The organism is Pseudomonas sp. HK3 (genome assembly GCF_052920985.1).
On sequence record NZ_JBREXD010000003.1, the window covers coordinates 689,978 to 716,168 of the forward strand.

The following is a 26,191-nucleotide window of genomic DNA, read 5'->3' on the forward strand; positions in this document are numbered from 1 at the left end:
TACAATTCCTTTGCCTTATAACGAGGGTGTAGAAAAATACAATATTCAGACATGTTTCTCTACCCCTAAAAATTTTCGTTTAATTTCTGTAGTGGTACAGTGATTTTGGCCACCTAAATAGAGGTGATATCATCACCTCATAAGTATCTTAGGTGACATATGAGTAAGCAAGGTAGAAAGCATTTTACACCCGAATTTCGTTTAGAAGTTGCACAACTAATCGTTGATAAAAATTATTCTGTACGCGAAGCTGCTGAGTTAATGAATGTCGGTAAATCCACCGTCGATAAGTGGGCAAGACAGCTCAAACTTGAACGTGATGGTGGAATACCAGCAGCATCCCCAATGACCCCTGATCAAATCAAAATTCGTGAGCTGGAAAAGAGAATTAAAGACATTGAAGAAGAGAAAGAAATCCTAAAAAAGGCTACCGCTCTCTTGATGTCGGACTCGATGAGAGGTTCTCGTTAGTCCAGAAGCTGAAAGAGAGCTACGCCGTTACGAAGCTATGCAATGTATTTGAAGTGTATCGCAGTAGTTTTAAATATTGGTTAAGTCACCCAGAAAAACTTACCTCTAAAACGATTGAGTTGCATAGTAGAATTCGGGAAATGTTCAGGCTAAGTAACGGCTCTGCGGGCGCTAGAACAATCAGTACGATGGTGACTCAATCAGGTATTAAATTAAGCCGCTACAGGGCAAGAAAAGCCATGCAGTACTTGGATTTAATTAGCAAACAACCTTTTGCGCCGAAGTACAAGAAAGCAAATAACGAGCACCTTGCAGTGCCCAATTTACTTAATCGCCAGTTTAATGTGGCCGCACCTAATCAAGTTTGGTGTGGTGATGTCACTTATGTTTGGATCGGGAAAAGATGGGCTTATTTAGCTGTGGTAATGGATTTATACGCCCGCAAGCTAATTGGCTGGGCGCTCTCATTATCGCCAGATAGTCAGTTAACCAGTAAAGCTTTACAACATGCCTATGAAAGCCGAGGGCAACCTAAAGGAGTGATGTTCCATTCCGATCAAGGTATGCATTACACCAGTAGAAAGTTTAGGCAAACACTATGGCGCTGCCAGATAAAACAAAGCATGAGTCGTCGAGGTAATTGCTGGGATAATGCACCAATGGAGCGATTTTTTAGAAGCTTAAAAACAGAATGGATGCCGAAATATGGGTATAGCAATTTTGCTGAGGCTGAATATTCGATAACAAATTATATCGCAGGTTATTATTCTCAGTTGAGACCACACCAGCATAATAATGGGAAGACTCCAAATGAGGCAGAAGGATTATTCTTTCAAGCCTCTTAAACTGTGGCCAGATTTACTTGACCACTACAGTCATCGCTTTCAAGTAGATGATAAAGGCAGTATTCGAATGTATTATTCCCTAGAACTTCTAGGTAATTAAGGTCAAAGAAAACACTTTGATTGAGGTTGTCATCAAGGAAATTGGACATGGAAAGGTCAGATAAACGGGAAAGTAGTATTTTAACTGATTTATACTGATACGTTCAGGCTGTTTTCTATTTTTCTACAGCCTGAACGAATTAGATATAAGGATTGAAGTGAATTTGGCATGCATTTGCGTAGCAAATTAAGTGACAACATTTAATTCAAGTCCTTATTATCGACTTGTTAAAAAAAGTTTTGAGTAGAAATCTATTAGGTCGACTTCCAAATCTGTTGATTACTGTAATTGATCGAAGCCGTTTTTGATTCGTCTCTTCTAGCGCTCTTTGCTGTCACGCAAAACTCGTTTTACTGCAGCGACGAGCGCTAGAAGCGTAAACTAATAATTCAAATTTGGCTATCTTTTTACTGTATTTTCATGGCTCTTCCCCTTATTCAGTGGAACACCATATCCAGCCCTCCAAAATGAAAAAAGATAGAAGACTTATATCGCTCAATATTTCTATAGCCCCTCGATTGTCTGCCTAGTGCCTTAATGTTGTTGTTTAGTGCTTCAGCTCGACCATTTGAAACACCGTAATGCATTGCATTGATAATACCCTCCAGATAATTTTCTATCGTTCCTACAACAGATGTTAAAGCTTTAATCCCTGCTTCTTTCGCTAGCTTAATCCATGTTTTCCACGCTGATTTAGCTTGGATGTAGCTCACCGTTTCCCAGATGATTCTAAATTGCTCTTTGAAGTACCAGGCTACGGCTGTTTTTATTAAATATTGTTTTTGTCCGTCAAGGATATCTTCAATTTCTTCGGTTCTATTTTTTTCGTTTTTAAACCATAAAAACCGTGACTTATGGTGCTTAAGTTTATTTAGATTAGGCATAGATCTTACTTCTGATCTTTGCACATGAAGTAATGCCTCATTCAGCATTTTGGCAATATGAAAGTGATCATAAGCAATTAGTTTTTTAGCTCTGCGTCCAAAGCGAGTAAAAACAGCTTTTTTATAGGCCGCACTTAAATCCATTGATATGGATTTCATTTTATTAATGTCGTGCACCGGTATGCTGGCAAAGCACTGCAATAGGCTCTCGCTAGATCGGCCGTCCTTGATGGTAAGTACCTGGCCTAGCTGGTTTGAAAGTACTGTAATGAAAACTCTAGGCTTTCCTACACATGTCTCATCTACAAATAGATGTTTACATGAGAACTTCCTTCGCCTTTTCAGGCCTCGATTAACACCTCGCTTAATAATCCCGTCAATTGCATTCCAACTGAGTTTAAGTTGGCGTGTTAGCGCAAGAATAGACGTTTCGGCTGCCCACTTCAGAACTTGATTTTCGAACATCAGTGTATAGCGGGCGCTATCTTCTGCCCATGGTACAGAAATCGTCAAGCAGCCATGTTCTTTACAGTTTACCCTAGGGACATCAGCCTCAATTATTGTTTGAAACTGACAGGTATCAAGGTGACGCCATTACCTTATTTTAGAGTCGTATCGCTTTGAATCAATATCGCATTAGGGCATGACATTGAAGACGCATTACAACTCACCACAACCGTTATTTGACCTGAGCTTTCCTCAAGACGAACACCGGATACTTCCCATGGTGCCTTAAGCTGCAGAATTTTATTCTATAAGGTGCGCTGATCCATGCTGACCTCCAAAATCTAGAGGCCTAATTTATCAGATTAAAATGGTATTTTGCTAAATTTCCACCAGATCAGGGGAAGAGCCATTTTCATACAGTAGTACTATACGAAATTTACAGTTTTATAAATCCAAAACTTGTTTAACGAATTAGATATAAGGATTGAAGTGAATTTGGCATGCATTTGCGTAGCAAATTAAGTGACAACATTTAATTCAAGTCCTTATTATCGACTTGTTAAAAAAAGTTTTGAGTAGAAATCTATTAGGTCGACTTCCAAATCTGTTGATTACTGTAATTGATCGAAGCCGTTTTTGATTCTTCTCTTCTAGCGCTCTTTGCTGTCACGCAAAACTCGTTTTACTGCAGCGACGAGCGCTAGAAGCGTAAACTAATAATTCAAATTTGGCTATCTTTTTACTGTATTTTCATACAGTAGTACTATACGAAATTTACAGTTTTATAAATCCAAAACTTGTTTAACAGTTTATTCTATGGCACGTGATCAAATAATATAATATGCCGTCACGTGACGTGTTTTATGGGGCACCTTCGCCCTTCATTTCAATAAAGCCGAGTCATCATGGGGCATGCAGCCTGTTTTGGCAAATATGCCTTCCCTTTTTTTACGTCTTCACGAAACATTTGTGCCTATGTAAGCCCTTCTTTTTCTTCAGGTTTCTTTTTCGACGCGTTTCGTCGTTTTACCAAGACAAAGGTCCCATTTCCACAAAAAGCGTCACGTGACCGCATAATATAATATGCGATCACGTGACGCTTTTTGTGGCCAATACCCAGTACAAAAGTATGATTTTGTTTTATTTAACTTCAAAAATTCAGCCTTCCATTTACACTGTATATAAAAACAGTACAGGTGAAAGCATCATGAATGACTCTCGACCGAGAATTGATACTCGAAAATACATACCGCCCTCTACATCTCGTTTTTCAGATCAATATCGATTATTCATTCGAGCAAAGGGGCTTGCATATACAACTGAAAAAACCTACATGCAATGGGCTTCTCGATTCACAAGGCTTATGAACTATCGCTCTGCAAATGATTTTAATGTTCAAGATATTAATTTTTTCTTATCTCAATTAAGCAACCAAAATCAATGCTCAACCAACACTCAAAGAACAGCCCTTAATGCGCTGGTATTTTTATTTAGAGAATTTTTAAAACAAGATATTGGTCAGTTAGATTTTCAGGATGCGAATAAACCTAGAAAAACCCCAATTGTACTTTCTAGCAATGAAGCCATAAGCATCATTAAAAATCTATCGGGTCGAAAACAACTCATTGTAAAGGTGCTATACGGTTCTGGCTTACGCATATCTGAAGCAGTTAATTTAAGAGTTAAAGATATTGATTTAGCCAACGGTGGTTTATTTGTAATGGAGGGGAAAGGCTACAAAAGCCGCCGCACCTTGCTTCCAAATAGTTTGATTGAACCGTTAAAACAACAAATAAAATTTGTTAAGAACCAATTTGATGCGGATAAAATCATGGGTATGGCTGGTGTTTTTATGCCTGATGCCTTATCTAAGAAAATGCCAAAGGCCCAGTATGAATTAGCATGGCAGTTCTTGCTTCCTGCCGATCATTACTCTGTTGACCCAAGGAGCGGCGTTGAGAGACGCCATCACTTTGGGCAACAACAAGTTCAAAGGGCAATTAAATTTGCCACATCAAAAGCATGTATAAACAAACGCGTCACTTGCCATACGTTCCGCCATTCATTCGCGACTGAATTACTGCGACAAGGGACGGATTTAAGGACCATTCAAGAACTACTGGGGCATTCATCCATTGAAACCACACAAATTTATACTCACGTTATTGGAATTAATGAACGAGGAATCATAAGCCCCATGGATATTTAAGAGATACTTTTACTATCCGAATAGACACAAATATCATCGGGCAACATTCTGCAGGTACGCAAAGCCAATTAGAGAACATACATTTAAAATGATTTTGTAAAACAAGATTTTGGGGATGTAAAACGGGAAATTCGCCGAGATGCGACGATAGATATAAGCAAGATAAAAAATGGCGGACTGGACGAGACTCGAACTCGCGACCCCCGGCGTGACAGGCCGGTATTCTAACCAACTGAACTACCAGTCCGCATTAGAATTACTTTTAACAAGTAAAATTGGTGGGTGATGACAGGATCGAACTGCCGACCCCCTCCTTGTAAGGGAGGTGCTCTCCCAGCTGAGCTAATCACCCAAATAACACCTAAGTGCTTTTAACTTATCTGTATAAAGTGGCGGACTGGACGAGACTCGAACTCGCGACCCCCGGCGTGACAGGCCGGTATTCTAACCAACTGAACTACCAGTCCACTTTAAAATTGATGTCAAACAGACATCGCCAATCTTTGGGAAGATTGGTGGGTGATGACGGGATCGAACCGCCGACCCCCTCCTTGTAAGGGAGGTGCTCTCCCAGCTGAGCTAATCACCCAAAACAGATAACACTCTCAAGTTAACATCCCGAGTGGATGAGCTTTGACTCAAGCTAAAGTTGGCGGACTGGACGAGACTCGAACTCGCGACCCCCGGCGTGACAGGCCGGTATTCTAACCAACTGAACTACCAGTCCAGTATTAACATCCGAAGATATTAACTATTTACGCTTCAACCATTTTCTCAAAGAGAATTTGGTGGGTGATGACAGGATCGAACTGCCGACCCCCTCCTTGTAAGGGAGGTGCTCTCCCAGCTGAGCTAATCACCCCGAAAGCGTGGAGCGCATTTTATATAAATTTGCCCATGTGTCAATCACCTTTTGGTTATTTTTTTCATATTTTGCAAGTACTTAGCGACTTCTGTGTAGTTTTCAGACAGTTACGACCCTTTCTATTTTAATGCTGTTTAAAGCCTTAGGGCTCTATGTAACTTGCAGACAAAAATAAACCCAGCAAAGGCTGGGTTTATTTGGCTAAAACAAAATACTAAAGGGAAACATTCTATTATTGGCCCGCTAGCAACCGAGAACGGTTCTTTTCAACCGTTTTGATCCCTATGCCTTTTACTTGGGCAAGATCATCTACTGTCTTAAATGGGCCATTGGCCTCGCGGTGCCGAATGATTTCTTGAGCCTTTTTAGGCCCTACTTGTGTTAACTGAGACAACTCTTCTTCACTGGCACTGTTTATATCGATTTGAGCGGCAACCGCTTGTATACCCTGCCCTTCATACTCCGTGCTTTGTTTTGACTCCGCCAGAGCAGGCAAAGAAAACAGAGCGGCGGCAATAACACTCACTAAAAAACATTTAATCGTTTGAATGGATTTCATGGCTTTCTCCTTTTGGGGAATCAAACCCTAACAAGGAGCAAACAAAGGCGTCGTAAGATTTATCTCACATCATCGTAAGTATTTTGCCCAGCCAACAATCGATTACGCCATAAGCATGATTAAGCCGACAATTCTTGCTCAATTAAGGTTAGCGCTTCAATTGGGTCTTGTGCCTGCGTGATAGGGCGCCCTATCACCATGTAATCAACACCGGCGCTCATGGCCTCACTGGGTGTCATTACGCGACGCTGATCGCCTTGCGCGGCGAAACTTGGGCGAATACCTGGCGTCACCAACTTAAAGTCTTGGCCGCATAATGCTTTTAATATGACCGCTTCTTGGGCCGAGCAGACTACACCGTCTAAACCGCTCGCTTTTGTAAGCTGAGCCAATCGTTTTACCTGTTCTTGCGGCTCAATGTCTAAACCAATACCGGCTAGGTCTGACTGCTCCATGCTGGTTAAAACCGTTACGCCAATTAAAAGCGGCTTTTGCTGAAATTTATCTAATGCTTCACGGGCAGCAACCATCATGCGCTCGCCACCACTTGCGTGTACGTTAACCATCCAAACACCCAGATTGGCGGCTGCGGCCACCGCTTTCGCGCAGGTATTTGGAATATCGTGAAATTTTAAATCTAAAAAAACGTCAAAGCCTTTATTCTGTACAGCCTCAACAAGCTGCGGACCTTCACTTGTAAATAACTCCTTACCAATTTTTAAGCGGCAACGAGCTGGGTCAAGACGCTCGACTAGTTCGAGGGTTTGCGTGCGATTATCAAAATCAAGCGCGACAACAATCGGTTTATTTGGCATGAGGAATCCTTACTTTTGATTGTGAGTTTGCTTTGCTGCGCTGGGTGTATGCTAATTTAGGAACAAAGGTTTCCCATTCCTTACAGCTTGGGCAACGCCAATGGTGTTTATCGGCTTCAAAGCCACACTGGCGGCAAGCAAACTCATCAGATGTTTTCTGCAATTGCAGCATGATGTGTCTTAGGCTTCGCATATAATCGAGCGATAATGCGTCACCCTTTTCAATTAAGTGGTCCAGCAACAGGCTAAACCCTTCATAGGTTGGCACCTGAGCAATAAAATGCGTTAGCTTTTCAATTGAGGTGTCTAAATCTTGGTGTTGTGCGATGTGCTCGGCATAACTGTGCAGAGTCAATGGCATTGGGTGGTCTTGCCATAGTTGCTCGAGCAGTCGCTCTAATTCGTCTGGGCGGTGACGCGACTCAAACAATGCCTGTAGTTTAGGTAACACCACATACAAAATACTGGGATCATAGCTTAAGGCTTCTTTAATGCTAGCCAGCATTTTATTAGGAAAACCTTCTACCTCCGCCATGTCGGCGGCTAACAATAAAGCACGTACGCAATGGCTATTTAACTTTAATGCTTGCTGAATATGGCGCTGAGCATCACGCCAGTTTTTTTGTTTAATTGCTGTATCGGCTAATTCACAACAGGCATAGGCGATGGCTTTGTTGTTTTTTAAGTATTTGGCTTCACTGGCCAGCGATAAAATACTTTGCCAATCTTGCTCTTCTTCATAAAGGGTCACAAGCTTAGACAGTACCTTGGGCTTAAGGTGATTATTCCCTTTTAACAGTTCAAGTAATAAACGCTCAGCGCGATCAAGCCAACCTGCATTTAAATAATCGGATGCCAAAGCCAACTGAATATCGGCTGATAATTTTTTATCTAAATCGGGGCGAGCAAATAAGCTTTGGTGAATGGATATGGCTTTATCAATTTCGCCACGGCGACGATAGAACGTACCCAGGTTTAGCTGTAAATCGAGGGCTTCTTCACGCTCGGCCATGTTTAAAATAACTTGCATGGTTTCTGACTGACGATCACCAGCCAGCATATCTAAACTTGGAAAAGGTGTTTGTTTGTATTTTTTGCGCCCTTCATTGCGCCCAAGCAGCCAGCCAAGGGCCACTGCCAACACCAATACAAGAAGTAGTTGTAAATCCATAATGGCTACTGTATTTGCTCAAGGCGCTTAATAGATTGATCAAGCTGTTTTTGTAGTTTCTGGCTTTTACGCGTCACACGCAATAGCCATAAACTATTAATTAGCATACCTAAAATACTGCCAATCAAAAGACCAACCACCAGTACGATGCCCAGTGATAATGGCGGGCTTTGCCAAAAGATCAGGTCAAGTTCTACCAACTGCCCATTGCGCAACGTTAAAACAATGCCACATCCAATTATAATCAGTGCAAATGCGAAACTAATAAACGCTCTAAACCAAGCCATGGTAAAAATCCTAGATCAGTGATGGGGTGATTATCGCTGTTGCCTGATTGGGTTGCAATGACCCTATGCAGGCTTACGGTACCTGAAGTCTTTTAAGTTTAGCTCTAACTGACAATCGGTCTTCAAACGCACTAACTTTCTGGCCAATAGCGCGACGCGATAATCGGATTGCAGTGTCAGCCCAACTTTGCCTTTTACGTGCTCGCTATTGATCAATACGGAATCAAGATCGCCGTATTCGTCTAATAACTGGCCTGCCGTTTTAGGCCCAATACCGGACACGCCCGGCACATGATTGGTGGTATCGCCTACTAAACTCAAAAAATCCACCAGCTGATGAGGCTCAAGCCCTAGCTGCTGACGCACGTCATCAGGATTTAAAAAACGTTTATCAAAGTGGTGGTACAAACGAATGTGTTCATTGGCAATTTGCATAAAACCTTTATCGGTAGAGACAATGGTCACTTGCCCGCCTTTTAAACTGGTTTTAACCGCCAAAGTGGCAATAACATCATCCGCCTCGAGCTCATCAAACACCATGCTGGCAATACTTAACTTACGAAAACGTGCCATATAAGACTCAAGCGCTGCGGCTAGCTCTTCAGGCATGGGTTTGCGATCCGCTTTGTATGCTGGGAATAGTTCATGCCGCCAAGTGGGGCCTTTGCCATCAAATACGCACGCAACATGGGTCGCCCCTACTTTTTCGACGTCTTTTAATATCGCGTTTTGGCTTAATAACAATGTTTGCTCAATGGCTTCTGAGCCACCATAAGACTGAGCCGCATAAATTCGGCGAATAAGGTTCATTGCGTCAATCAGCAATAAGTTCATGCGTCGCCCTTGTGTTGCTGCATTTGCCATAAAGCCGCATATCGGCCGTTTTGTGCCATGAGCACGTTATGATCACCCTGCTCAACAATTTTGCCATTATCGAGCACCAAAATGCGATCCGCATTCACAATGGTTGACAACCTATGAGCCACCACCAAACTGCTCTTGCCTTGTGATACTTCGTCAATGGCATCTAATACCGCTTTTTCAGAGGCGCTGTCTAACGAACTGGTGGCCTCATCAAATAATAAAATACGCGGCTGCTTTAAAATTGTACGGGCAATGGCCACCCGCTGTTTTTCGCCGCCAGATAGTTTCAGCCCACGCTCACCTACTTCTGTGTCATAACCATTGGGAAGTCGCTGCACAAATGCTTCAAGGTGGGCTAATTTAATCGCATGCTTCACATCGTCATCCGTGGCGTCTGGGCGGCCATAGCGGACATTTTCAAGCAGCGTAGAATTAAACAGTACGGTATCTTGTGGCACCACACCAATGGCTTTGCGCAAGCTATATTGACTGACCTCTTGAACATTTTGCCCATCAATTAAAATTTCACCACCACTGACATCATAAAACCGGAACAACAACTTACCTAACGTTGACTTACCCGCACCACTGCTGCCCACTAATGCGACTTTTTCACCCGGTAAAATCGTAAAGCTTACATCGTTAATGATGTTGCGCTCTCCATAGGAAAAACTCACATGCTTGAATTCAATTAAACCCTTATCAACATTTAAACATGTCGCATTTTCTTTATCTGCCACTTTTGGTTTGACCCTTAATAGCGAAAACATTTTTTCGATATTGGTCATAGAACTTTTAATTTCACGGTATACAAACCCTAAAAAATTCAGCGGCATGAAAATTTGCATCATAAAGGCGTTCACCAAAACAAAATCACCAATGGTCATGCGGCCCTTGCTTACTTCACTGGCTGCCAGCAGCAACATCGCCGTCATGGACGCCGAAATAATCAACGCTTGGCCACCGTTCAATAAAAACAAGGTTAAGCGATTTTTACGCTTTGGCTTTTTCCCAGTAAGCTAATTCTTCATCGTATAAGCCTGACTCGTATTTCTCGTTAGTGAAGTATTTTACCGTTTCAAAATTTAATAGGCTGTCTACGGCTCTTGAGCTAGAGCGACTATCGGCATTATTGGCCTCACGGATAAACTGGGTGCGCCAGTCTGTGGTTTTTTTAGAGAACCACACATAAGACACCACAGATAGAAATACAATCAGCGCGAATTCAAACCGGTATTGCTGCCATAAAATCCCCATGACTAAAAATAACTCTAAAAACGTGGGCACAATATTAAACACCAAAAAGCGCATCAAAAAGCTAATACCACTAACGCCGCGCTCTATATCACGAGACAAGCCGCCCGTTTGACGTGACAAATGAAAGGATAAATCCAATGCATGAATATGCTGAAAAACCGCCAAACCTACACGGCGCATGGCGCGCTCAGTCACTCGACCAAACAACGTGTCACGTATTTCGCCAAGCAGTACATTACTTAAGCGAATGAGCCCGTAGGCTAAAATCAACGCAATTGGTGCAATGATAAGCGCCGATGCGCCGTTCATTTGCGCGTCTAAATCATCGACTACTTTTTTGAGTATAAATGGCATGCCCACACTGGCCACTTTCGCCAACACCAAACACATAACCGCTAAAAAAACACGGCGCTTGTATTCAATTAGGTACGGCACAATTTGCTTAACAATAGACCAATCTATTTTTTGATCCGGGTCAAAATCTGAGCCCATTCCGCGCATGATAATTCCTTACATCCAATCAAAGTTGCTCAATAAATCATCGAGCCTTACAAACACATTGCGCAATTGATCTTTACCAATCGTAACAAACACCCAACAAAATGAGACTTATGTCTCATTTTAAAAACCGTATAGTGCGCAACAGAAAACGAACGGTGAAAACATGAAACTCAATCAACTGATTATTCCGCCCAAGCCCGGCATCTTACTTGAGATACAAGCGTTAATGCAGCAGCAAGAGGTTGATTTGATCAAAATAACGCAATTGATCAAACAAGATGTTGCCCTTTATGCGGTTTTATTATCCAGCGTTAACAGCCCATGGTTAGGTTTACGCCAAGAGGTGAAATCCGTTGAAACCGCTATTTCCCTCATGGGCCTTGAGCGTGTATTAAGTTTATTACAAGCCGTCATCATACGCTCTTGCTTTAAAGGTGCTCCTTTATTAAATAGTTTTTGGGATACAGCATCGGAAGTGGCCGGCATCTGCCAAATGCTCGCGACAAAATACACCAACGCAAAACCCGATGATGCATACAGTATAGGCATGCTGCACAACGCGGGTGTACCGGTTATGCTAACAAACTTTGACGACTATCAAGATTTCATCAATACCCATCGGCGTAAACCCGCCAACGAATTATGTGTTTATGAGCGTCAACGCTTTAATACTGACCACTATTTGCAAGGTGCGCTCTTAGCAAAAGCTTGGTACATGGGGAATAATATTTCACTGACGGTACGCTATCAGCCTATTGCGCAGAGTGTATTAAGCGGTTCGAAAGAATTACCAGCCGATATTTGCCAACTGCTCGCAGTACTAACATTGGCAAAAGATATCAGCAGTGAATACCAGCATTATTGGAAACTCGAAGACAATCAATTCAATACTCAATGTGTCGAGAGTGCGCTTGAATATCTGCATATTGATCACGCCGAATACATTGAATTAAAAGATGATGCGATTAATGACCTAATGAACAACCAAGTGGCTTAGCACCTGCCATTAAAACAACGACAACTGGGCACTGGGTTGTAACAATTTAGCGCCTAAGCCTAATAACCGAATCGACTGTTCGTCACGCTGACTGGCTTGCAATATTAACGTCAAATATTCATCAAAGCTCGCTTGTGAGCTTTGCTTAGCTAATGTCGTCACATGAAAGTCAGCAAATTTTACTTTTACAAAAGGCGCTAGCTGCTCAAGTTTTAAGCCAGCCCCTTCGACTCGCTCTAAAAACTTGGGCCACATATCAGTTAAAGCCTCAATAATATGGGACTCAAGACGCAAGTCTTCGGCAAAGGTTCGCTCAATACTGATCGACTTTCTTTCACGCCCTAAACTCAAACCGCGATTATCATGGCCCTTTGCACGCTCAATGAGTAATTGCCCAAAACGACCAAAGCGCTTTAATAACACATCATCGGCCACTTCCCTTACATGGCCACAATTATAAATACCCATTTCATGTAATTTAGCGGTGCTTTTTGGCCCAACCCCTGGAATTTTTTTCACTTCTAGGCGACTGACAAACGCATCGACTTCACTGGGTAAAACCGTAAACTGGCCATTGGGCTTACGCCAGTCACTGGCGACCTTAGCTAAAAACTTATTCGGTGCAATGCCCACCGAAACCGTAATACCAAGCTCACTCTCAATTTGTTGGCGAATCTGCTCGGCCACTAGTTGACCGTTACTGGTTGGGGCGAGCTCTAAGTACGCTTCATCAACCGATACAACTTCAAATTGCAAAGCATAAGGCTGAAGAATTTCCATCACTTGGCGTGAGACATCACGATACTTTTGCATATTACCCGGCACTAAGACCAAGTCGGGGCAGAGTTTTTTTGCCTGCGCACTGGCCATGGCTGAACGCACACCGTATTTGCGTGCAATGTAGTTGCAAGTAGAGATGACGCCACGACGATCACTGGCACCGCCGATGGCAAGTGGTACATGGCGTAAATGAGGTTGGTCACGCATTTCAACCGCCGCAAAAAAGCAGTCGCAATCAACATGGAGAACTTGCCTAATCATCCACTACCCGTGACACTGTTAATATATACAGTAGATTATGACGTCATCTATTAAAATATCAAGATATCTTCGTTGATAATGTTTTCACATAGCACTCCTCATCACGGTAAAGGCCTTCGTTTAGACCTCTATCAGGCTTTTACCGTGCTATTTTCTACGGCAGCAGTGCATCTAACGCCAAACCAATACGCTCACCCATTATCAAGTGAGCTGCTGGGTCATAATGGTAGTACCGACTTAAATCATCTGTTGTTACCAATATCGCATGGCTATCTGCGTTCACCACATCTTGCTGCGCCTGCATAACCTGATTTAATGTCTGCGCCCAGTAGCCTATTTCAACAATCACAACGGGTAAGTTAGGATTACTGGCTTGGGTTCTTACATATTGGATTAAGTCTTTTAGGTTTTGCTTATAATTAGCGGCCCCATCTTCAGACATTGAATCGTTCTCACCTTGAAACCACACAAAAGCCGACCAATCACACTGGGTCTGTTCACAGTTTGGATTCACCGTCTCTGGGTCCGTTTGCACGTATTCATGCGTTCAATTAACTGCGTGTATTGCGGACCAACTGCTTTAGCCTGCTTGGCCGCCGCGGTGGGATTAAGCCAATCAGTATGCAAAGTAGAGCCGCCTTTCGCTACCTTAATCAATGATGTAGGTTGTGCCGAGTTAATTGAAAGATAATGCCCAAAGGCTAACTCTGGGCCAAATTCATAACCACAGTTGTCACTCAACAATGACAAGTCTGTATTATTTATTGAGCACCACACATCATTAAGCGGACTAAGAAGTTGCTCTGTAATTAAGCCATTCTCTTTGAGTCGGATTAACTCAGACGCTTCAAGCGCAGCCACTTCAGCTGAGGCCGCGTAATTGGCATACCTTTCGTCATAGTTTTCATACCAATCATTTATGCGGAACTCTAAACGGCTTTGCAATGTGTCATTGGGGGCTGTAAATAAATCGCTATAAAGATTATTAAAAAATCCGTTTCTATGTGCCCTCCCATGTTGGACTGCCCTGCCATATAAACCAATGGGACACACAACTTACATAATAATTTTGTTATGAGGCTTCTGTCGGTATTTACAAATGCTACATACCCGCATTGATCTTTAATTTTTTGCACTCCGCTCATATTTTTCGCTTTTGAGTAATCAAAGTAAGCGCGTTATTCAAAGCCCAGATCTAATGGTGGGTTTTTTATGGCACACCGTCGCTTAAACGCTTAAGACAGCACAGTGGTATTCAGCCAAGCTACTGCCGAACCCTGCCACAGACCTTTTAACCCGCACTGTGCTCTCATAATCTTAAACATGGCTTTTTTTGGCTAAAAATACGGCTCATAACCGCAAAATTAGCCTGTTTTGGCCCTTGATGTAACGCGGTTACATTTTTATACTCTAAAAATGAAAACGATTACATTTGTGCATTATGTGATTCCCTGCAACCGAAAAATAATAACAAGGTAAACAAATGTGTAATCTAAACCGTTACTTAGCACATGCTTTTGTGTGGTTTGCGTTGATACTCGTATCAGCCTGCGACAATGGTCATTCGGGTGGTAGCCCAGAAATAAACAACCCAAAAGGGTTGGAACTCACCGACAAGCAAGCCGTGATTTATTTCAATAAAGCCGACGGCAATTACACCGACTGGGGCTTATACATTTGGAATAATCAAGGCGCCGAATTTGACACCAGCACCCTACCCAGCTCGAATAACGGCACTCGCTGGGATTCACCGCTATTGCATACCGGTGTCGATGATCAATACGGCGCTTATTATATTATCAATTTTGATTCACCCGACTGGGCCGGTTTTAACTTTATTATTCATAAAGGGGATGAAAAAGAACTCGGTGGTGGCGAGTTTTATTTCGATCGCACGATTTACAAACAAGATGCCTACACGTTCTCAGGCGTCAGCCGTGTATTTGCAGACCCCATTACACAGGTACCCGTTTCGGTTGAAGGGATGAGTGCTCATTGGTTATCGCCTGATATTATCGTTTTTGATACGCCCCAAAGCGCGCAGTTATTTTCATCACCAAGTGCGAGTCTTAACCTCAATGAAGGCACCAAAAAAATAACAGGTGGCAATGCGACGCCCTTAAGTAAAACAGACCTACCCGACAATCTTAAAATAAAATTCCCACATTTAAGCACATGGCAAGCGTGGCAAATTCCTGTTGGCATTGACACTAAGCAGCTGATGAAAAACCAACTGTGGATCGCGGGCTTTAATGATAACCAAGAAGTCATTAAGGCAACCCTATTACAAAAAGCAGGTGTGCTCGACGCGCTGTATGCTGAAAACGCGCAAGACATGCAATTTGGCGCTACCCCAAATTCAGGAACCATAAGTTTCAGCGTATGGGCCCCGACAGCGCAAACCCTAGAAGTTGAGCTATACACAGATGCACAAGGCAATAACGCTACGCTCACCGCCTTAGTATTCGATGGCAACACAGGCGCTTGGTCTGGTGACATCCCTACCGCGAATGTCGGCAGTTATTATCGATATAAGTTATCTGTTTATCATCATGCAACAGACCAGATTGAAAATTTACGGGTCACCGATCCTTACTCTCTCAGCTTGTCAGCTTCATCGACTTTTTCACAAGTGGTTGATTTAAACGCAGAGTCGCTCAAACCCAATGGCTGGGATACACCAAACAATTATTCAGTAAATAAAGCCGAAGAAATTGTCATTTATGAAACTCATATTCGTGATTTCTCCCAATCGGATACTAAAGGCAATAACGATCACAATGGTAAGTTTTTAGCCTACACCGAAGACAATCGCGACAGCGTCAAACATTTACAAACCTTACGTGATGCAGGATTAACACACGTGCATCTTTTGCCCGCATTTGATATCGCCACTGTAAACGAAGATGCCAACCAGCGTATTGACTTGCACAGCACTAAAGCACAACTGTGTACGGTAAATAACGCAGCAAAAGCCTGTACAGATAGCAGCATTGATAATGATACCGTGATTGCAGACTTACTAGCCGCTTGCGATAAGGCAACCGAATGTGCACAAGCATTAATGGCCGACATTCGCCCTGTCGATAGCTTTAACTGGGGTTATGACCCTTTACATTACACCGTACCTGAAGGCAGTTATGCGACAAATGCCAATGGTGATGCGCGCATTTTAGAGTTTCGCCAAATGGTTTCTGCATTACACGATATGGGGCTAAGCGTGGTGATGGATGTAGTATATAACCATACTAATGCCTCTGGTCTTAATCAGAACTCTGTTTTAGATAAAGTAGTGCCGGGTTATTACCATCGTTTAAACCCCCTAAGTGGGGCAGTAGAATCATCATCATGCTGCGATAACACCGCAAGTGAACACAGCATGATGGAAAAGCTCATGATTGACTCTCTACTGGTTTGGGCAAAAGATTATAAAATTGACTCGTTCCGTTTTGATTTAATGGCACACCACACAAAAGCCAACCTCGTAAAAGCATTAGAGGCAGTGCAAAACAACACCGACCAGTTTATTTATTTTTATGGTGAAGGCTGGAACTTTGGTGAAGTTGCAAATGACGCATTATTTGTGCAAGCACGACAACATAATTTAAATGGCACAGGCATAGGGTCGTTTTCTGACAGAATGCGTGATGCTGTTCGTGGCGGCGGTCCTTTTGACGAAGTCGAAGCACTGCGCTCACAACAAGGATTTGCCAATGGTTTATTTACCGACCCCAATGAATTGAACACGGCATCTAATAATCATAAAAATAATTTAAACCACTTAAGTGATTTAATTCGTCTAGGCATGACGGGTAATTTAATTGATTACACCTTAGAGATCAGTGATGACCGCGTTGTCAAAGGCAATCAAGTGGATTACGTGGGGCAAGTGGCAGGCTACACAGACGACCCCCAAGAAGTCATAAACTATATTTCCAAACACGACAACCAAACCCTGTGGGATAACAACCAATACAAATTACCGACCCAGACAACATTAGCCGAACGCGTGCGCATGCATATGCTAGGTTTATCCACTGTACTCTACGCTCAAGGAATTCCTTTTCTACATATGGGGGTTGATCTTTTACGCTCAAAGTCGTTTGAACGTGATAGCTATGATTCGGGAGATTGGTTCAACATTGTTGATTTCAGTATGCAAACCAACAATTGGAATGTCGGCTTGCCTCGCGAAGATAAAGACGGCAAAAACTGGATCGTCATCAGTGACATTATTACTAACGATTTGATCAACGTTACTACTAATGAGATTCAACGTGCCAGTGAAAATACTCGTGAAATGTTGCGAGTACGCAGCCGTAGCCCTCTGTTCCAATTAAGTGATAAATCTGAAGTCATGAATCGTATCGACTTTCACAATACTGGATCACACCAAATACCCGGCGTCGTTGCAATGAGCATTGACGATGGCGTGAATGCCGGCAGTGACCTAGACAACAACTACCAAGCTCTGGTCGTTATTATAAACGCTAGCCCGCAACCATTAGTTGATTTTGCCATTAATAATGCCAGTGATTTTAAGCTGCATCCTTTATTAAATGATGGTATTGAAGACGATGCTATGACGGCGACTGCTTCTTTCTCTGCCTCTGGTTTTAGTGTACCAGCGCGTACAGCCGCCGTATTTGTTAAACCACAAAACGGCATACAGGGAGTTGGCTTAGCCGTAACACCCAAAGTTATCACGCCAACAGAGTTAGCCGCTGATACGTTCATTCGAGGTTCATTATATGGTACTGGCTGGCCTGCCGATGAGGGTAATAAATTGTCGCTTATTTCCACCGGCTTATACAGCGTGACACTGCCCCTAGAGGTTGGTGACTTTGTATTTAAAGTGGCCACAAGCGATTGGTCAACTCATAACTGGGGCTTTTCTGGCAGTATCTCTAAGGGCGAAAACATTGCGCTTGTCGCTAATTCCAACAATGATATTCAATTAAGTATCAGCGAAGCCGGTGATTATAAATTCACACTGGATATTAATAATTTTGCCCAACCTAAACTGACTTTATCAAAACTAAACGGTGGTTGTGTTGAATTACCCGATGACGCAAGTACTGGTGTCTTAGGTGCCATACCATTATTTGTACGTGGTGATCACTCTAACTGGGAGGCGGCCGAAACATATCAATTCAAGCATAAAGGCAACAACGTTTACCAAGCCGTATTCGAACATGAGGGTGCCATGCAGTTCAAATTCGCGGATGCCTCGGTTAGCTGGGATACACAATATTTCATTAGCGAAGATGGCGCACTCATCAGCTTAATACCCGATGTAGAGTACCCTGTTTTTAAAGGCAATGCGGGCACTGACAACAACCAACTTAATGTTGCCGCAGGACGCTGGAGCTTTATGCTAACGATTAACAACCCACTGCAAGAAGGCGAAAACGCAGGTCATTTAATTATTCAAGACTGTACCCAATAAATTTTAATTATTGTGAGTGTTTAGCCGCTATTAAAATATTGTATTTTGATAGTGGCTCTTTTTATTGCAGCAATAAATCATGCCCCACAAGTAAATACGCCTCACCCTGCTATTTCCCGCACTCTCACTAAAAACCAATCAACCACTGTTCTTATTAATACCAGTTGTATGATATATCTCCCATGCTTTATAAACAAAAAAATCAACAGCCAATACTCCCATTTAAAATAGAAAAAATAGGCGCATAAATTCATGTATTTTAAATCGACACCTTATATGAAAATAGTCAATCAACTATTTTTGTAGTGTAAGATCAAATAGATATTAAACATATGGAATAACGTATTGCGTTATATGGGGTATTTAGAAGAAGAGCTAATGATTTTTTATAAAATACAACCACCATCTGTATTACGCCGTCAAAAAAAGGGAATAAAAAAGGGAAAATAAAAAAGAGAAGCAAGCTCCTCTTTTTTATTGTTACATTTATTTAAAGAAAATGATCAACTAATCATTCCGATATTAATATTACACCATTACTATGCGCATTAAACGTGACTGTCCCACCGTTAACCACAGCCGTATTGCCCGTATACGCATCCGTTAGTACGGTACCACTACTGAACAAGCCCGCAGTATTAATCGTGGTTGCTCCATTAGCGCCCATCACCACCATCACTTTATCATTATCTTTAACACGGCTAAATGTATAAGGAGACGATTGGATTTGCTGATGAGAGCCTGCACCAATTGCCACATGATTAGCACGGAACGTACCCAGTTTTTGCCAATGGGCAAGGAGACCTTCAGACACCGAATCCCAGTTCATATCTGAACGAGTCGGCTCATCCCAGTGCCAGTTATTGCCTTCTTGGCGTCCAGTTTCATCGCCATAAAAGATTTGTACACCACCTGGTGACATTAACAATGCATTACCCGCAAACATTAGGTTTACGCGATTGTACAACGCAGTATCATGGCTTGATATGTAACTTAGGGCATTAAAACTTGCATCGTTATTAATGGCACCTGCATAGCTAGCATAAATTTTCTCTAAACTGGCCGTGTTTGTTGCATCATTTTGAAAGCAAAAATTAATAATAGAATCAAAACCATTATCAAAGTATTCACTTCTGCCAACACAATGAGCCCAGACTTCACCCGTCATCCAAAAGTCTAACGTCTGACCATCCGCTTGCGCCGCTGGGTTAACAGCCTGCCATTCTTTTAGCGCAGCGTTTGCCTGAATTTTTAACTCCTTCCACACATTTAGTGGCACATGCTTAGCGGTGTCAACACGAAAACCATCTACGCCATACTCTCGCACCCAGTCTGTCATCCATTTTATAAGATAATTCGCTGGTGTACGCGCTAACCCTGTGTTGTTAAAAAACACATTTAATTCAGCACTCTCTTGATTAAGGCGCCCTTCGTTTGTCCACTTACGTTGCAATAGCGGTGGTAAACCCACGGTATTATTAGCGTCGTTTTTAAAATCAGGCAAGCCAGCTAAACACATGGTAATGTCATTACCGCCATCGCAGTTTTCATAACCTGCCACGCCGCTTAAACGCATCCATTCACTGCCCCACCAATTACGCCATGCACCAGTATCACCTTTGTTTAAATAATTATTAAACGATGAAACATTTAGCCCCGCAGGGTTATTAGTGAAATACTCGTTTTGCCAACCTGATGCTGGCGAGCCAAAGCCTTGTTCGTTCATGTCGTACAAGGTTTCATAACCGGAATGATTCAAAACCACATCAAACACAATACGTATGCCTTTACTATGAGCAGTATCAATAAACGTTTTTAGTTCATCTGACGTACCATAGTTGGCATCCACATTGGTAGGGTCCAGAAAATAGTAACCGTGATAGCCATAATGTTTGAATTGCTCGCCCGCCACATAACCATGGATTTGCTCAATAGGAGCAGAAATCCAAATGGCATTGACACCCAAATTAGTAAAATAACCTTCGTTGATTTTTTGAGTAAGGCCAGTTAAGTCTCCACCATGAAACGTACCTTCATCGGATTGTGAACCATTATAAACATTACCATTTTGATCTTTATTGCGACCATATTGGTTATCGTTACTGGTATCGCCATTTAAGAAGCGATCCGTTAATGTAAAATAAACCGTCGCGTTGTCCCAAGAGAACTGTGCTACTGGCGTTGGTTCGATTTTAGTATACGAATAACTCATGACGACGGATGTCGTGCCATCAGTTGCCCACACATTTAACGTCACACTGTCACCGACAGATAAGTTCTCACCAATGGTTATCACCGTACCAGCATTAAAGTCTTGGCCTAATGATGGGTCATCACTACCAAAGCTGTACTTGCCTGTAGTGACCGACTCGCCTGAAGCTTGTAAAGTCACACTGATCCCATCTGTACTAAAGTTACTACTGCCAGGTAACGCGATAACTTCAAGCGCTTGTAACGGTACATCACAGTTATCGGTCCACGCCGCGCTCTCCATGAAAAAACAACCATCTTGCGAACGATTAAGATCAATCGTTTTATCACTGCCTGCATTATTAAAAATAATATTTGAAGAGTCTGCCGTCTTAAACGTATATTTAAACCAACCCTCACCTAAATGAGTCATCACATCGCCAGGCCACGGGGAATCCGCTTCAGAATTTTCTGGTAATGCATTCCAATGATGAATTCTGGCATCCCAATCGGACCATGCTTTCAAATAAACCGAAAAGCCATCATTGTCATTGATCATTTTTGTGTAGGTATATATTTGTGTATCACTGCCTGCGTCATTGGCGGCGTACACTTGCAAGTCTTGGCTTGCGCCATTAGCTAATGCATCACCTAAGGTGATCACATCCCCATTATTAAAATCAATGCCTTGCGTCATAACATCGCCACTGCCAATCAAGTACTTAAGCGTTGTTAATGCATTGCCATCGACATTAAGGGCTATCGATAAACTGTTTGAATTAAAAGTAGTGCTAGATGGCATAACCATTATTTCAGGCACAACCGGATCAAGCATACAGTTGTTAGTCCAACCTAAATTAATATCGTAACAACCACTGCTATTACGGTTTAGGTCTACTGTTTTATTGCCATTGCAATCCATAAAAATAACATTAGCAGACGTCGCGCCCACCACATCAATAGAATAAAAACCGTTTATTTCGTTTAATTGTTCGGTGCACCATTGCGTATCGTTCATGGTACCCGCAGGTAATACATCCCAAACATGAACAAACACATTAGGCCAGTTGGCTGGCTTTTTAAACTTCAGCGTTAATACATCCGCTTGCGTCACCACCACAGCCGCACTACTGGATTTAGTCTCAAAACTTGCGTTGATAACGGTGCTGCCCTGCGCAACCCCTAATATGGCACTGCCCGTTATAGATGCCACCTGCTGATTACTTGTGGTCAGTATTGCATCGCTTGTTACATCGAATTTACGGCCATTAGTGTAATGTGCTTCAACGCTGATATTTTGGCTACTGCCCACCGTTAACGACACATTGGATGGCATGACTGTGATGCTGCTTAGAATTTTATCCGTGTCATCTACAACCTGTGTGACCATTTTTGTTACTGGGTCAAATCGAATAATATACGTGAGGTTATCATCAATGATGCGATCATCACTTGGGTATGATTCGCTCCAATCACCATTATCAATTCGATAACGAGCACTGCTGTCTTCACCAGAAAACGTCTGGGTGCTGACGTAAACACCATTAACCTCGTCCCATGTCATTTCGCTGGCGGCCCAATTATTAGGCGTGCCTCTGAAATACCATTTCGCAATACTCTGTTCATCGCAATCAGCCACGTTTTGCACGTTAATATCATGAGTGCTTACATTAAAGTTGATTTGATAGCTGGCATGATCAACCACCACCCTATTACTACTAGGGTAACTTTCGCTCCAATCCCCTGTGCGATCTATTTTAAAAGATGCAACACTGCCTTCACCAGAAAAGGTTTGGCAAACACTGAGCACATTTGAATCGGTTGTAGTAGACAGCGGTAGCATTTGCCAACCATTGCTGGAACCCCGATAAAACCATTCTGCGCAAGCGCTTGACGATATCGTTAACAATATCATCAAAAATGCCAGAGATTGGCTGGATTTATTCATAAAAAACATAGTTGTTTTCTCCTAATTATTTTTATTTTAACTTTTCACAAAAAAACAAGGGACGTCGTTCATTCAATATAAACACTTACTAATAGCGCATTAAGATATTCTCTCAGGTATCCTAAAAGTCGAGCCAAACAAGAGCGTTACTTACCTTTTAAACGGGTCTATTTCTACCTAATTGAATAACAACATACACACTTCATCAAAGTGAACGCGTCGCAAAAATTTAACAATATGAAATTATTTTTTCGTCATCGGACTTCCTTATATTAGATTTTTGTTAACAGGCTTAAGCCAGCACATTGAATAATAAAACAAATATCTTTTATTATTTTTGCCATCATATTTTTTATGACCAAAAAAAAACGCCATTTTATTTATTGCCTTCATAAAAAATGTAATCGATTTCACAATAGTCATGTAACAGCGTTACAGCAAGGGTAAAAATAGGGTATTTACGGTCAATATCGGTAATAATTATGTTTGGCTGGTTTTATCGAAAAGGGAATACTGCTGATTTAGGAAAGAACGGGGGATCAATAAAAAACAACATCCGTCAGCCCATCAAATGAAATTCAACAGGCTATTTATTAAATAAAGTGTTTAAATTTGCTACTCATTAACGGTTATTTTAGGCGACTTTAAGGTGTTTAAATTCGATAAATCTTCTAACTCTAGCACCATTAAACCGCCAAAATATACAATCGAAAATGGTGCTTTTGCATTTAAGGGGTTACAGATCTTTTTTTCAATAAACGTCCAATGTCGCTTTATTTTCGCATAAGATGCCGAATCGTGCTTAACTTGGGCCATATCTAATAACTTATGACGTACTTCATCACATGCTCGCGCAATAAACGCTTCTGAAAATAATTCAGACCGAGACGAGGCGAGTGCTCGCTCTGCATGCATCTCTATAGATGCCATAACAATATCAATAACTTCAAAAGCGTTTGAGGTGCTTGCATCCATTTTTTGTATTGATGTTGATGTCGAAATTGCCCTATCGATCTTTTGCACTAGATCAAAATAGATCTCATATCCTTTAGAGGTGGTACCTGTGCCGGAGCTTTGGAAATACTGAATGGTTGGCATGCTTGATGACTGAGAAAACGCGTTCACGCTTGCCATTAACTCAACACCCAGCATACTTTCTATTTGTTTAGATTTAATTAACTGCTGAGTTAACGTTAAAACATGATCAAGATTCAACACCATTTGATCATGAGCGCGTAAGTCGTGATCGACAATTAATGAATATGCATACGTATTACGTACTTTAATCTTTAATTTTTGTAATTGATAGACAACCTCTAATGAGTTTTTTTCGTATGAAAGACTACTATTAGCAGCCAAAAAAAAGCCAAAAATAAGAATAGTTTTTGCCGTCATTAACACACTTAAACGAATATATGATCGTATTATTATTGAAAAACACTGCACTTTGGCTTCCTCATTTTATTTTTATAATTTTCTAAAGGATTCTATCTATTTTTAATCATATATATCCGTACCACTTAACAATAAAATTTTTTATTATTCATACACATTCGTAAAAAAACGGGTCTTTCATCATTAAATGGCTTTCTGCTTATGCATTAATTAAAGTAACAAATGCCTTATATCGTTTAAGAGATTTGAAATATAAACCGTAAATCTTGCAGCTTCTGCACCATCAACCACTCGATGATCATACGTTAACGATAATGGCAGCATTAACCTTGGTAAAAAGGTTTGACTATTATAATCGTAAACCGGCTTCATACTTGAGCGAGATAATCCAAGAATGGCCACTTCAGGCGCATTCACAATCGGTGTAAATTGTGTCCCGCCAATCCCCCCTAAACTCGAAATACTAAAACAGCCCCCTTGCATGGCATCTAGTGGCAGTTTTTTCTCTCTGGCTGCTTTTGCAAGATGAGCCGCTTCTTGGGCGATATCAACTACGGTTTTATGATTCACATTTTTAATCACAGGCACCATTAACCCTTGCGGAGTTTCAACTGCGATACCAATGTTAATGAATTTTTTAATAATCAATATTTTTCCATCAGGATCAATCGATGAATTAAATTGTGGGAATTTTTCTAATGCCTTCGCCACCGCTTTCACCACAAAAGCCAGCATTGTCACCTTGAAATCAATTTGTTTAGGTAACACTTCACGCCTGTAGTGTTCAAGATCCGTGATGTCGGTTTCATCAAATTGCGTCACCATCGGAATATGGCGCCAACTTCGACTCATGTTGCGCGCGGTGGCCTGCTTGATACGGTTTAGTGGTTGCTTTTCAATTGGACCGAACTGGCTAAAGTCGATGACAGGCATTTTGTCTGCTTCAACCATCGCCGTTGCAGGTGTATTTAGTATTTCTTTAACATACGCTTTGATATCGTCTTTAGAGATACGCCCTTTGGATGATGTCCCTTTAATCGCTTGTAACGATATCCCTATTTCTCGCGCTAAGCGGCGTACAGCAGGCCCTGCGTACACCGTTGTTTCGGTATTTTGATTGGTATCATTTACTGATGGCGTCGCCGGGTTTTGACGCGCGACTGCTAGCTCACTAGGCTCTGGGTTTTTCATGCTCAATGGCGTTAACGAGGATTCTGCCGCCGTGCTCTGATCGTGTACAGGCTTTGTATCATGTGAGGATACGTGCGCGTCTATGGCTTGATCAAAAGTAGGTTCAATGACCCCGATGACAGCACCTGTTTTAACCTCATCCCCTTCGTTAATATCGAGACGCTTTAATGTACCTGAATACTGCGCTGGTATTTCCATCGTGCTTTTGTCGGACTCTAGCACGAGCATGGTTTCATCTTTGGTGAGTGCATCACCTACCTTCACACTCACTTCAATAACCAATACACTGCCATCTGTCCCTAAGTCAGGCATCAAAACAGTTTGATCTTGTTGTTCTGATAACTGGGCACATGCTTTTTCAGCGACTAATAACGCTTGCTGTGCAAAGTTTTCGCCCTCTACACGATTCGCCGCACCGCTATCTTGGCTTACCTCAAGCATACTATGTGATTGGTCTGTGCTTAAACTGTCTTGTAACAGTTTCATCATTGGTGAGCCCGTCGCTACTTTATCGCCTACATTTAAAAGCAGTTCTTTGATCTGCCCTGCTCTAGGTGAAGGGATATCCATGGTGGTTTTATCCGACTCAAGAACAATCATCGTTTGATCTTGTGTGACCTCTTCACCTACTTCTACACTCACCTCAATTACTTCAACCTCTTCAGAGGCACCAATATCTGGAATATAAATCGTTTCAGAACTCAT

17 protein-coding genes, 6 tRNA genes and 1 pseudogene are annotated in these 26,191 nt (G+C 41.9%); 4 read left to right on the forward strand and 20 right to left on the reverse strand.

Translation table 11 applies throughout. The annotated features are described in order from the left end of the window. Positions 1-159 precede the first annotated feature (159 nt). Positions 160-1,316 (forward strand): IS3 family transposase gene (locus ACU6U9_RS18675; RefSeq protein WP_446736237.1). Its coding sequence is split into 2 segments (ribosomal slippage): positions 160-418 and positions 418-1,316, totalling 1,158 coding nucleotides; the frame shifts between segments, so codons are not numbered across the junction. Positions 1,317-1,853: 537 nt separating this feature from the next. Here ACU6U9_RS18675 and ACU6U9_RS18680 read toward each other — a convergent pair. Next, positions 1,854-2,885, reverse strand: a pseudogene (locus ACU6U9_RS18680) (ISL3 family transposase); the annotation flags it as partial. Positions 2,886-3,852: 967 nt separating this feature from the next. On the opposite strand from ACU6U9_RS18680, the gene ACU6U9_RS18685 reads away from it, so the two are divergent. Further along, positions 3,853-4,956 carry an integron integrase gene (locus ACU6U9_RS18685; RefSeq protein WP_446736503.1) on the forward strand — a complete coding sequence of 368 codons (1,104 nt, stop codon included), beginning with the start codon at positions 3,853-3,855 and terminating at the stop codon, positions 4,954-4,956. A gap of 170 nt (positions 4,957-5,126) precedes the next feature. Here ACU6U9_RS18685 and ACU6U9_RS18690 read toward each other — a convergent pair. From ACU6U9_RS18690 to ACU6U9_RS18750, 13 genes are all read right to left on the reverse strand, one after another. Next, positions 5,127-5,203 (reverse strand) — tRNA-Asp (locus ACU6U9_RS18690). 29 nt (positions 5,204-5,232) lie between these two features. Further along, a tRNA-Val gene (locus tag ACU6U9_RS18695) sits at positions 5,233-5,308 on the reverse strand. Positions 5,309-5,346: 38 nt separating this feature from the next. After that, positions 5,347-5,423, reverse strand: a tRNA-Asp gene (locus tag ACU6U9_RS18700). A gap of 46 nt (positions 5,424-5,469) precedes the next feature. Further along, a tRNA-Val gene (locus tag ACU6U9_RS18705) sits at positions 5,470-5,545 on the reverse strand. A gap of 61 nt (positions 5,546-5,606) precedes the next feature. Continuing rightward, positions 5,607-5,683 (reverse strand) — tRNA-Asp (locus ACU6U9_RS18710). Positions 5,684-5,742: 59 nt separating this feature from the next. Further along, positions 5,743-5,818 (reverse strand) — tRNA-Val (locus ACU6U9_RS18715). Between the two features lie 235 nt (positions 5,819-6,053). Further along, positions 6,054-6,380: a ComEA family DNA-binding protein gene (locus ACU6U9_RS18720; protein ID WP_446736504.1), complete on the reverse strand. Its 327-nt coding sequence runs from the start codon at positions 6,378-6,380 to the stop codon at positions 6,054-6,056. Between the two features lie 119 nt (positions 6,381-6,499). Next, positions 6,500-7,195 carry an orotidine-5'-phosphate decarboxylase gene (pyrF, locus tag ACU6U9_RS18725; protein WP_446736505.1) on the reverse strand — a complete coding sequence of 232 codons (696 nt, stop codon included), beginning with the start codon at positions 7,193-7,195 and terminating at the stop codon, positions 6,500-6,502. After that, the gene (locus tag ACU6U9_RS18730) at positions 7,185-8,366 is read right to left on the reverse strand and encodes a tetratricopeptide repeat protein (RefSeq protein ID WP_446736506.1); all 1,182 of its coding nucleotides are present in this window, start codon (positions 8,364-8,366) and stop codon (positions 7,185-7,187) included. The genes pyrF and ACU6U9_RS18730 overlap by 11 nt, the downstream gene beginning before the upstream one ends. A 5-nt stretch (positions 8,367-8,371) precedes the next feature. Beyond that, positions 8,372-8,653: a LapA family protein gene (locus tag ACU6U9_RS18735; protein ID WP_446736507.1), complete on the reverse strand. Its 282-nt coding sequence runs from the start codon at positions 8,651-8,653 to the stop codon at positions 8,372-8,374. A gap of 63 nt (positions 8,654-8,716) precedes the next feature. Next, a complete protein-coding gene (gene xni, locus ACU6U9_RS18740) occupies positions 8,717-9,517 on the reverse strand; it encodes a flap endonuclease Xni (RefSeq protein ID WP_446736508.1) in 801 nt (266 codons plus the stop codon). Next, positions 9,484-10,497 (reverse strand): ATP-binding cassette domain-containing protein, encoded by a 1,014-nt coding sequence (locus ACU6U9_RS18745; protein ID WP_446736509.1) that lies wholly within the window; start codon positions 10,495-10,497, stop codon positions 9,484-9,486. The genes xni and ACU6U9_RS18745 overlap by 34 nt, the downstream gene beginning before the upstream one ends. A gap of 13 nt (positions 10,498-10,510) precedes the next feature. Then, a complete protein-coding gene (locus ACU6U9_RS18750) occupies positions 10,511-11,275 on the reverse strand; it encodes an ABC transporter transmembrane domain-containing protein (RefSeq protein WP_446736510.1) in 765 nt (254 codons plus the stop codon). Between the two features lie 163 nt (positions 11,276-11,438). On the opposite strand from ACU6U9_RS18750, the gene ACU6U9_RS18755 reads away from it, so the two are divergent. After that, on the forward strand, positions 11,439-12,272 hold the full coding sequence (locus ACU6U9_RS18755; protein WP_446736511.1) for an HDOD domain-containing protein: 834 nt from the start codon (positions 11,439-11,441) through the stop codon (positions 12,270-12,272). Between the two features lie 9 nt (positions 12,273-12,281). Here ACU6U9_RS18755 and dinB read toward each other — a convergent pair whose 3' ends face one another. The 3 genes from dinB to ACU6U9_RS18770 all read right to left on the reverse strand — a co-directional run bounded on the left by dinB (position 12,282) and on the right by ACU6U9_RS18770 (position 14,258). Further along, entirely contained in the window at positions 12,282-13,313 is a 1,032-nt protein-coding gene (gene dinB, locus ACU6U9_RS18760) for a DNA polymerase IV (protein ID WP_446736512.1), read from the reverse strand. Positions 13,314-13,467: 154 nt separating this feature from the next. Continuing rightward, positions 13,468-13,848 (reverse strand): sialate O-acetylesterase, encoded by a 381-nt coding sequence (locus ACU6U9_RS18765; protein WP_446736513.1) that lies wholly within the window; start codon positions 13,846-13,848, stop codon positions 13,468-13,470. Next, on the reverse strand, positions 13,824-14,258 hold the full coding sequence (locus ACU6U9_RS18770) for a hypothetical protein (RefSeq protein ID WP_446736514.1): 435 nt from the start codon (positions 14,256-14,258) through the stop codon (positions 13,824-13,826). The genes ACU6U9_RS18765 and ACU6U9_RS18770 overlap by 25 nt, the downstream gene beginning before the upstream one ends. A gap of 538 nt (positions 14,259-14,796) precedes the next feature. Between ACU6U9_RS18770 and pulA the strand changes: the two genes are divergently transcribed. Further along, complete coding sequence (gene pulA, locus ACU6U9_RS18775) at positions 14,797-18,762, forward strand: pullulanase-type alpha-1,6-glucosidase (protein ID WP_446736515.1); 3,966 nt, start codon at positions 14,797-14,799, stop codon at positions 18,760-18,762. Between the two features lie 511 nt (positions 18,763-19,273). Here the strand turns inward: pulA and ACU6U9_RS18780 are convergent. The 3 genes from ACU6U9_RS18780 to ACU6U9_RS18790 all read right to left on the reverse strand — a co-directional run bounded on the left by ACU6U9_RS18780 (position 19,274) and on the right by ACU6U9_RS18790 (position 26,191). Continuing rightward, positions 19,274-22,909 (reverse strand): alpha-amylase family glycosyl hydrolase, encoded by a 3,636-nt coding sequence (locus ACU6U9_RS18780; protein WP_446736516.1) that lies wholly within the window; start codon positions 22,907-22,909, stop codon positions 19,274-19,276. Positions 22,910-23,515: 606 nt separating this feature from the next. Continuing rightward, positions 23,516-24,295 carry a hypothetical protein gene (locus ACU6U9_RS18785; protein WP_446736517.1) on the reverse strand — a complete coding sequence of 260 codons (780 nt, stop codon included), beginning with the start codon at positions 24,293-24,295 and terminating at the stop codon, positions 23,516-23,518. Between the two features lie 210 nt (positions 24,296-24,505). Further along, the gene (locus tag ACU6U9_RS18790) at positions 24,506-26,191 is read right to left on the reverse strand and encodes a 2-oxo acid dehydrogenase subunit E2 (RefSeq protein WP_446736518.1); all 1,686 of its coding nucleotides are present in this window, start codon (positions 26,189-26,191) and stop codon (positions 24,506-24,508) included.

What these genes read in the sequence shown, in the direction of transcription:
- ACU6U9_RS18750 (WP_446736510.1), bottom strand. Translation starts at nt 11,275, where the DNA reads ATGCGCGGAATGGGCTCAGATTTTGACCCGGATCAAAAAATAGATTGG.
- ACU6U9_RS18720 (WP_446736504.1), bottom strand. Translation starts at nt 6,380, where the DNA reads ATGAAATCCATTCAAACGATTAAATGTTTTTTAGTGAGTGTTATTGCC.
- ACU6U9_RS18755 (WP_446736511.1), top strand. Translation starts at nt 11,439, where the DNA reads ATGAAACTCAATCAACTGATTATTCCGCCCAAGCCCGGCATCTTACTT.
- pulA (WP_446736515.1), top strand. Translation starts at nt 14,797, where the DNA reads ATGTGTAATCTAAACCGTTACTTAGCACATGCTTTTGTGTGGTTTGCG.
- ACU6U9_RS18785 (WP_446736517.1), bottom strand. Translation starts at nt 24,295, where the DNA reads ATGACGGCAAAAACTATTCTTATTTTTGGCTTTTTTTTGGCTGCTAAT.
- ACU6U9_RS18780 (WP_446736516.1), bottom strand. Translation starts at nt 22,909, where the DNA reads ATGTTTTTTATGAATAAATCCAGCCAATCTCTGGCATTTTTGATGATA.
- dinB (WP_446736512.1), bottom strand. Translation starts at nt 13,313, where the DNA reads ATGATTAGGCAAGTTCTCCATGTTGATTGCGACTGCTTTTTTGCGGCG.
- ACU6U9_RS18790 (WP_446736518.1), bottom strand. Translation starts at nt 26,191, where the DNA reads ATGAGTTCTGAAACGATTTATATTCCAGATATTGGTGCCTCTGAAGAG.
- ACU6U9_RS18735 (WP_446736507.1), bottom strand. Translation starts at nt 8,653, where the DNA reads ATGGCTTGGTTTAGAGCGTTTATTAGTTTCGCATTTGCACTGATTATA.
- xni (WP_446736508.1), bottom strand. Translation starts at nt 9,517, where the DNA reads ATGGCAAATGCAGCAACACAAGGGCGACGCATGAACTTATTGCTGATT.
- ACU6U9_RS18730 (WP_446736506.1), bottom strand. Translation starts at nt 8,366, where the DNA reads ATGGATTTACAACTACTTCTTGTATTGGTGTTGGCAGTGGCCCTTGGC.
- pyrF (WP_446736505.1), bottom strand. Translation starts at nt 7,195, where the DNA reads ATGCCAAATAAACCGATTGTTGTCGCGCTTGATTTTGATAATCGCACG.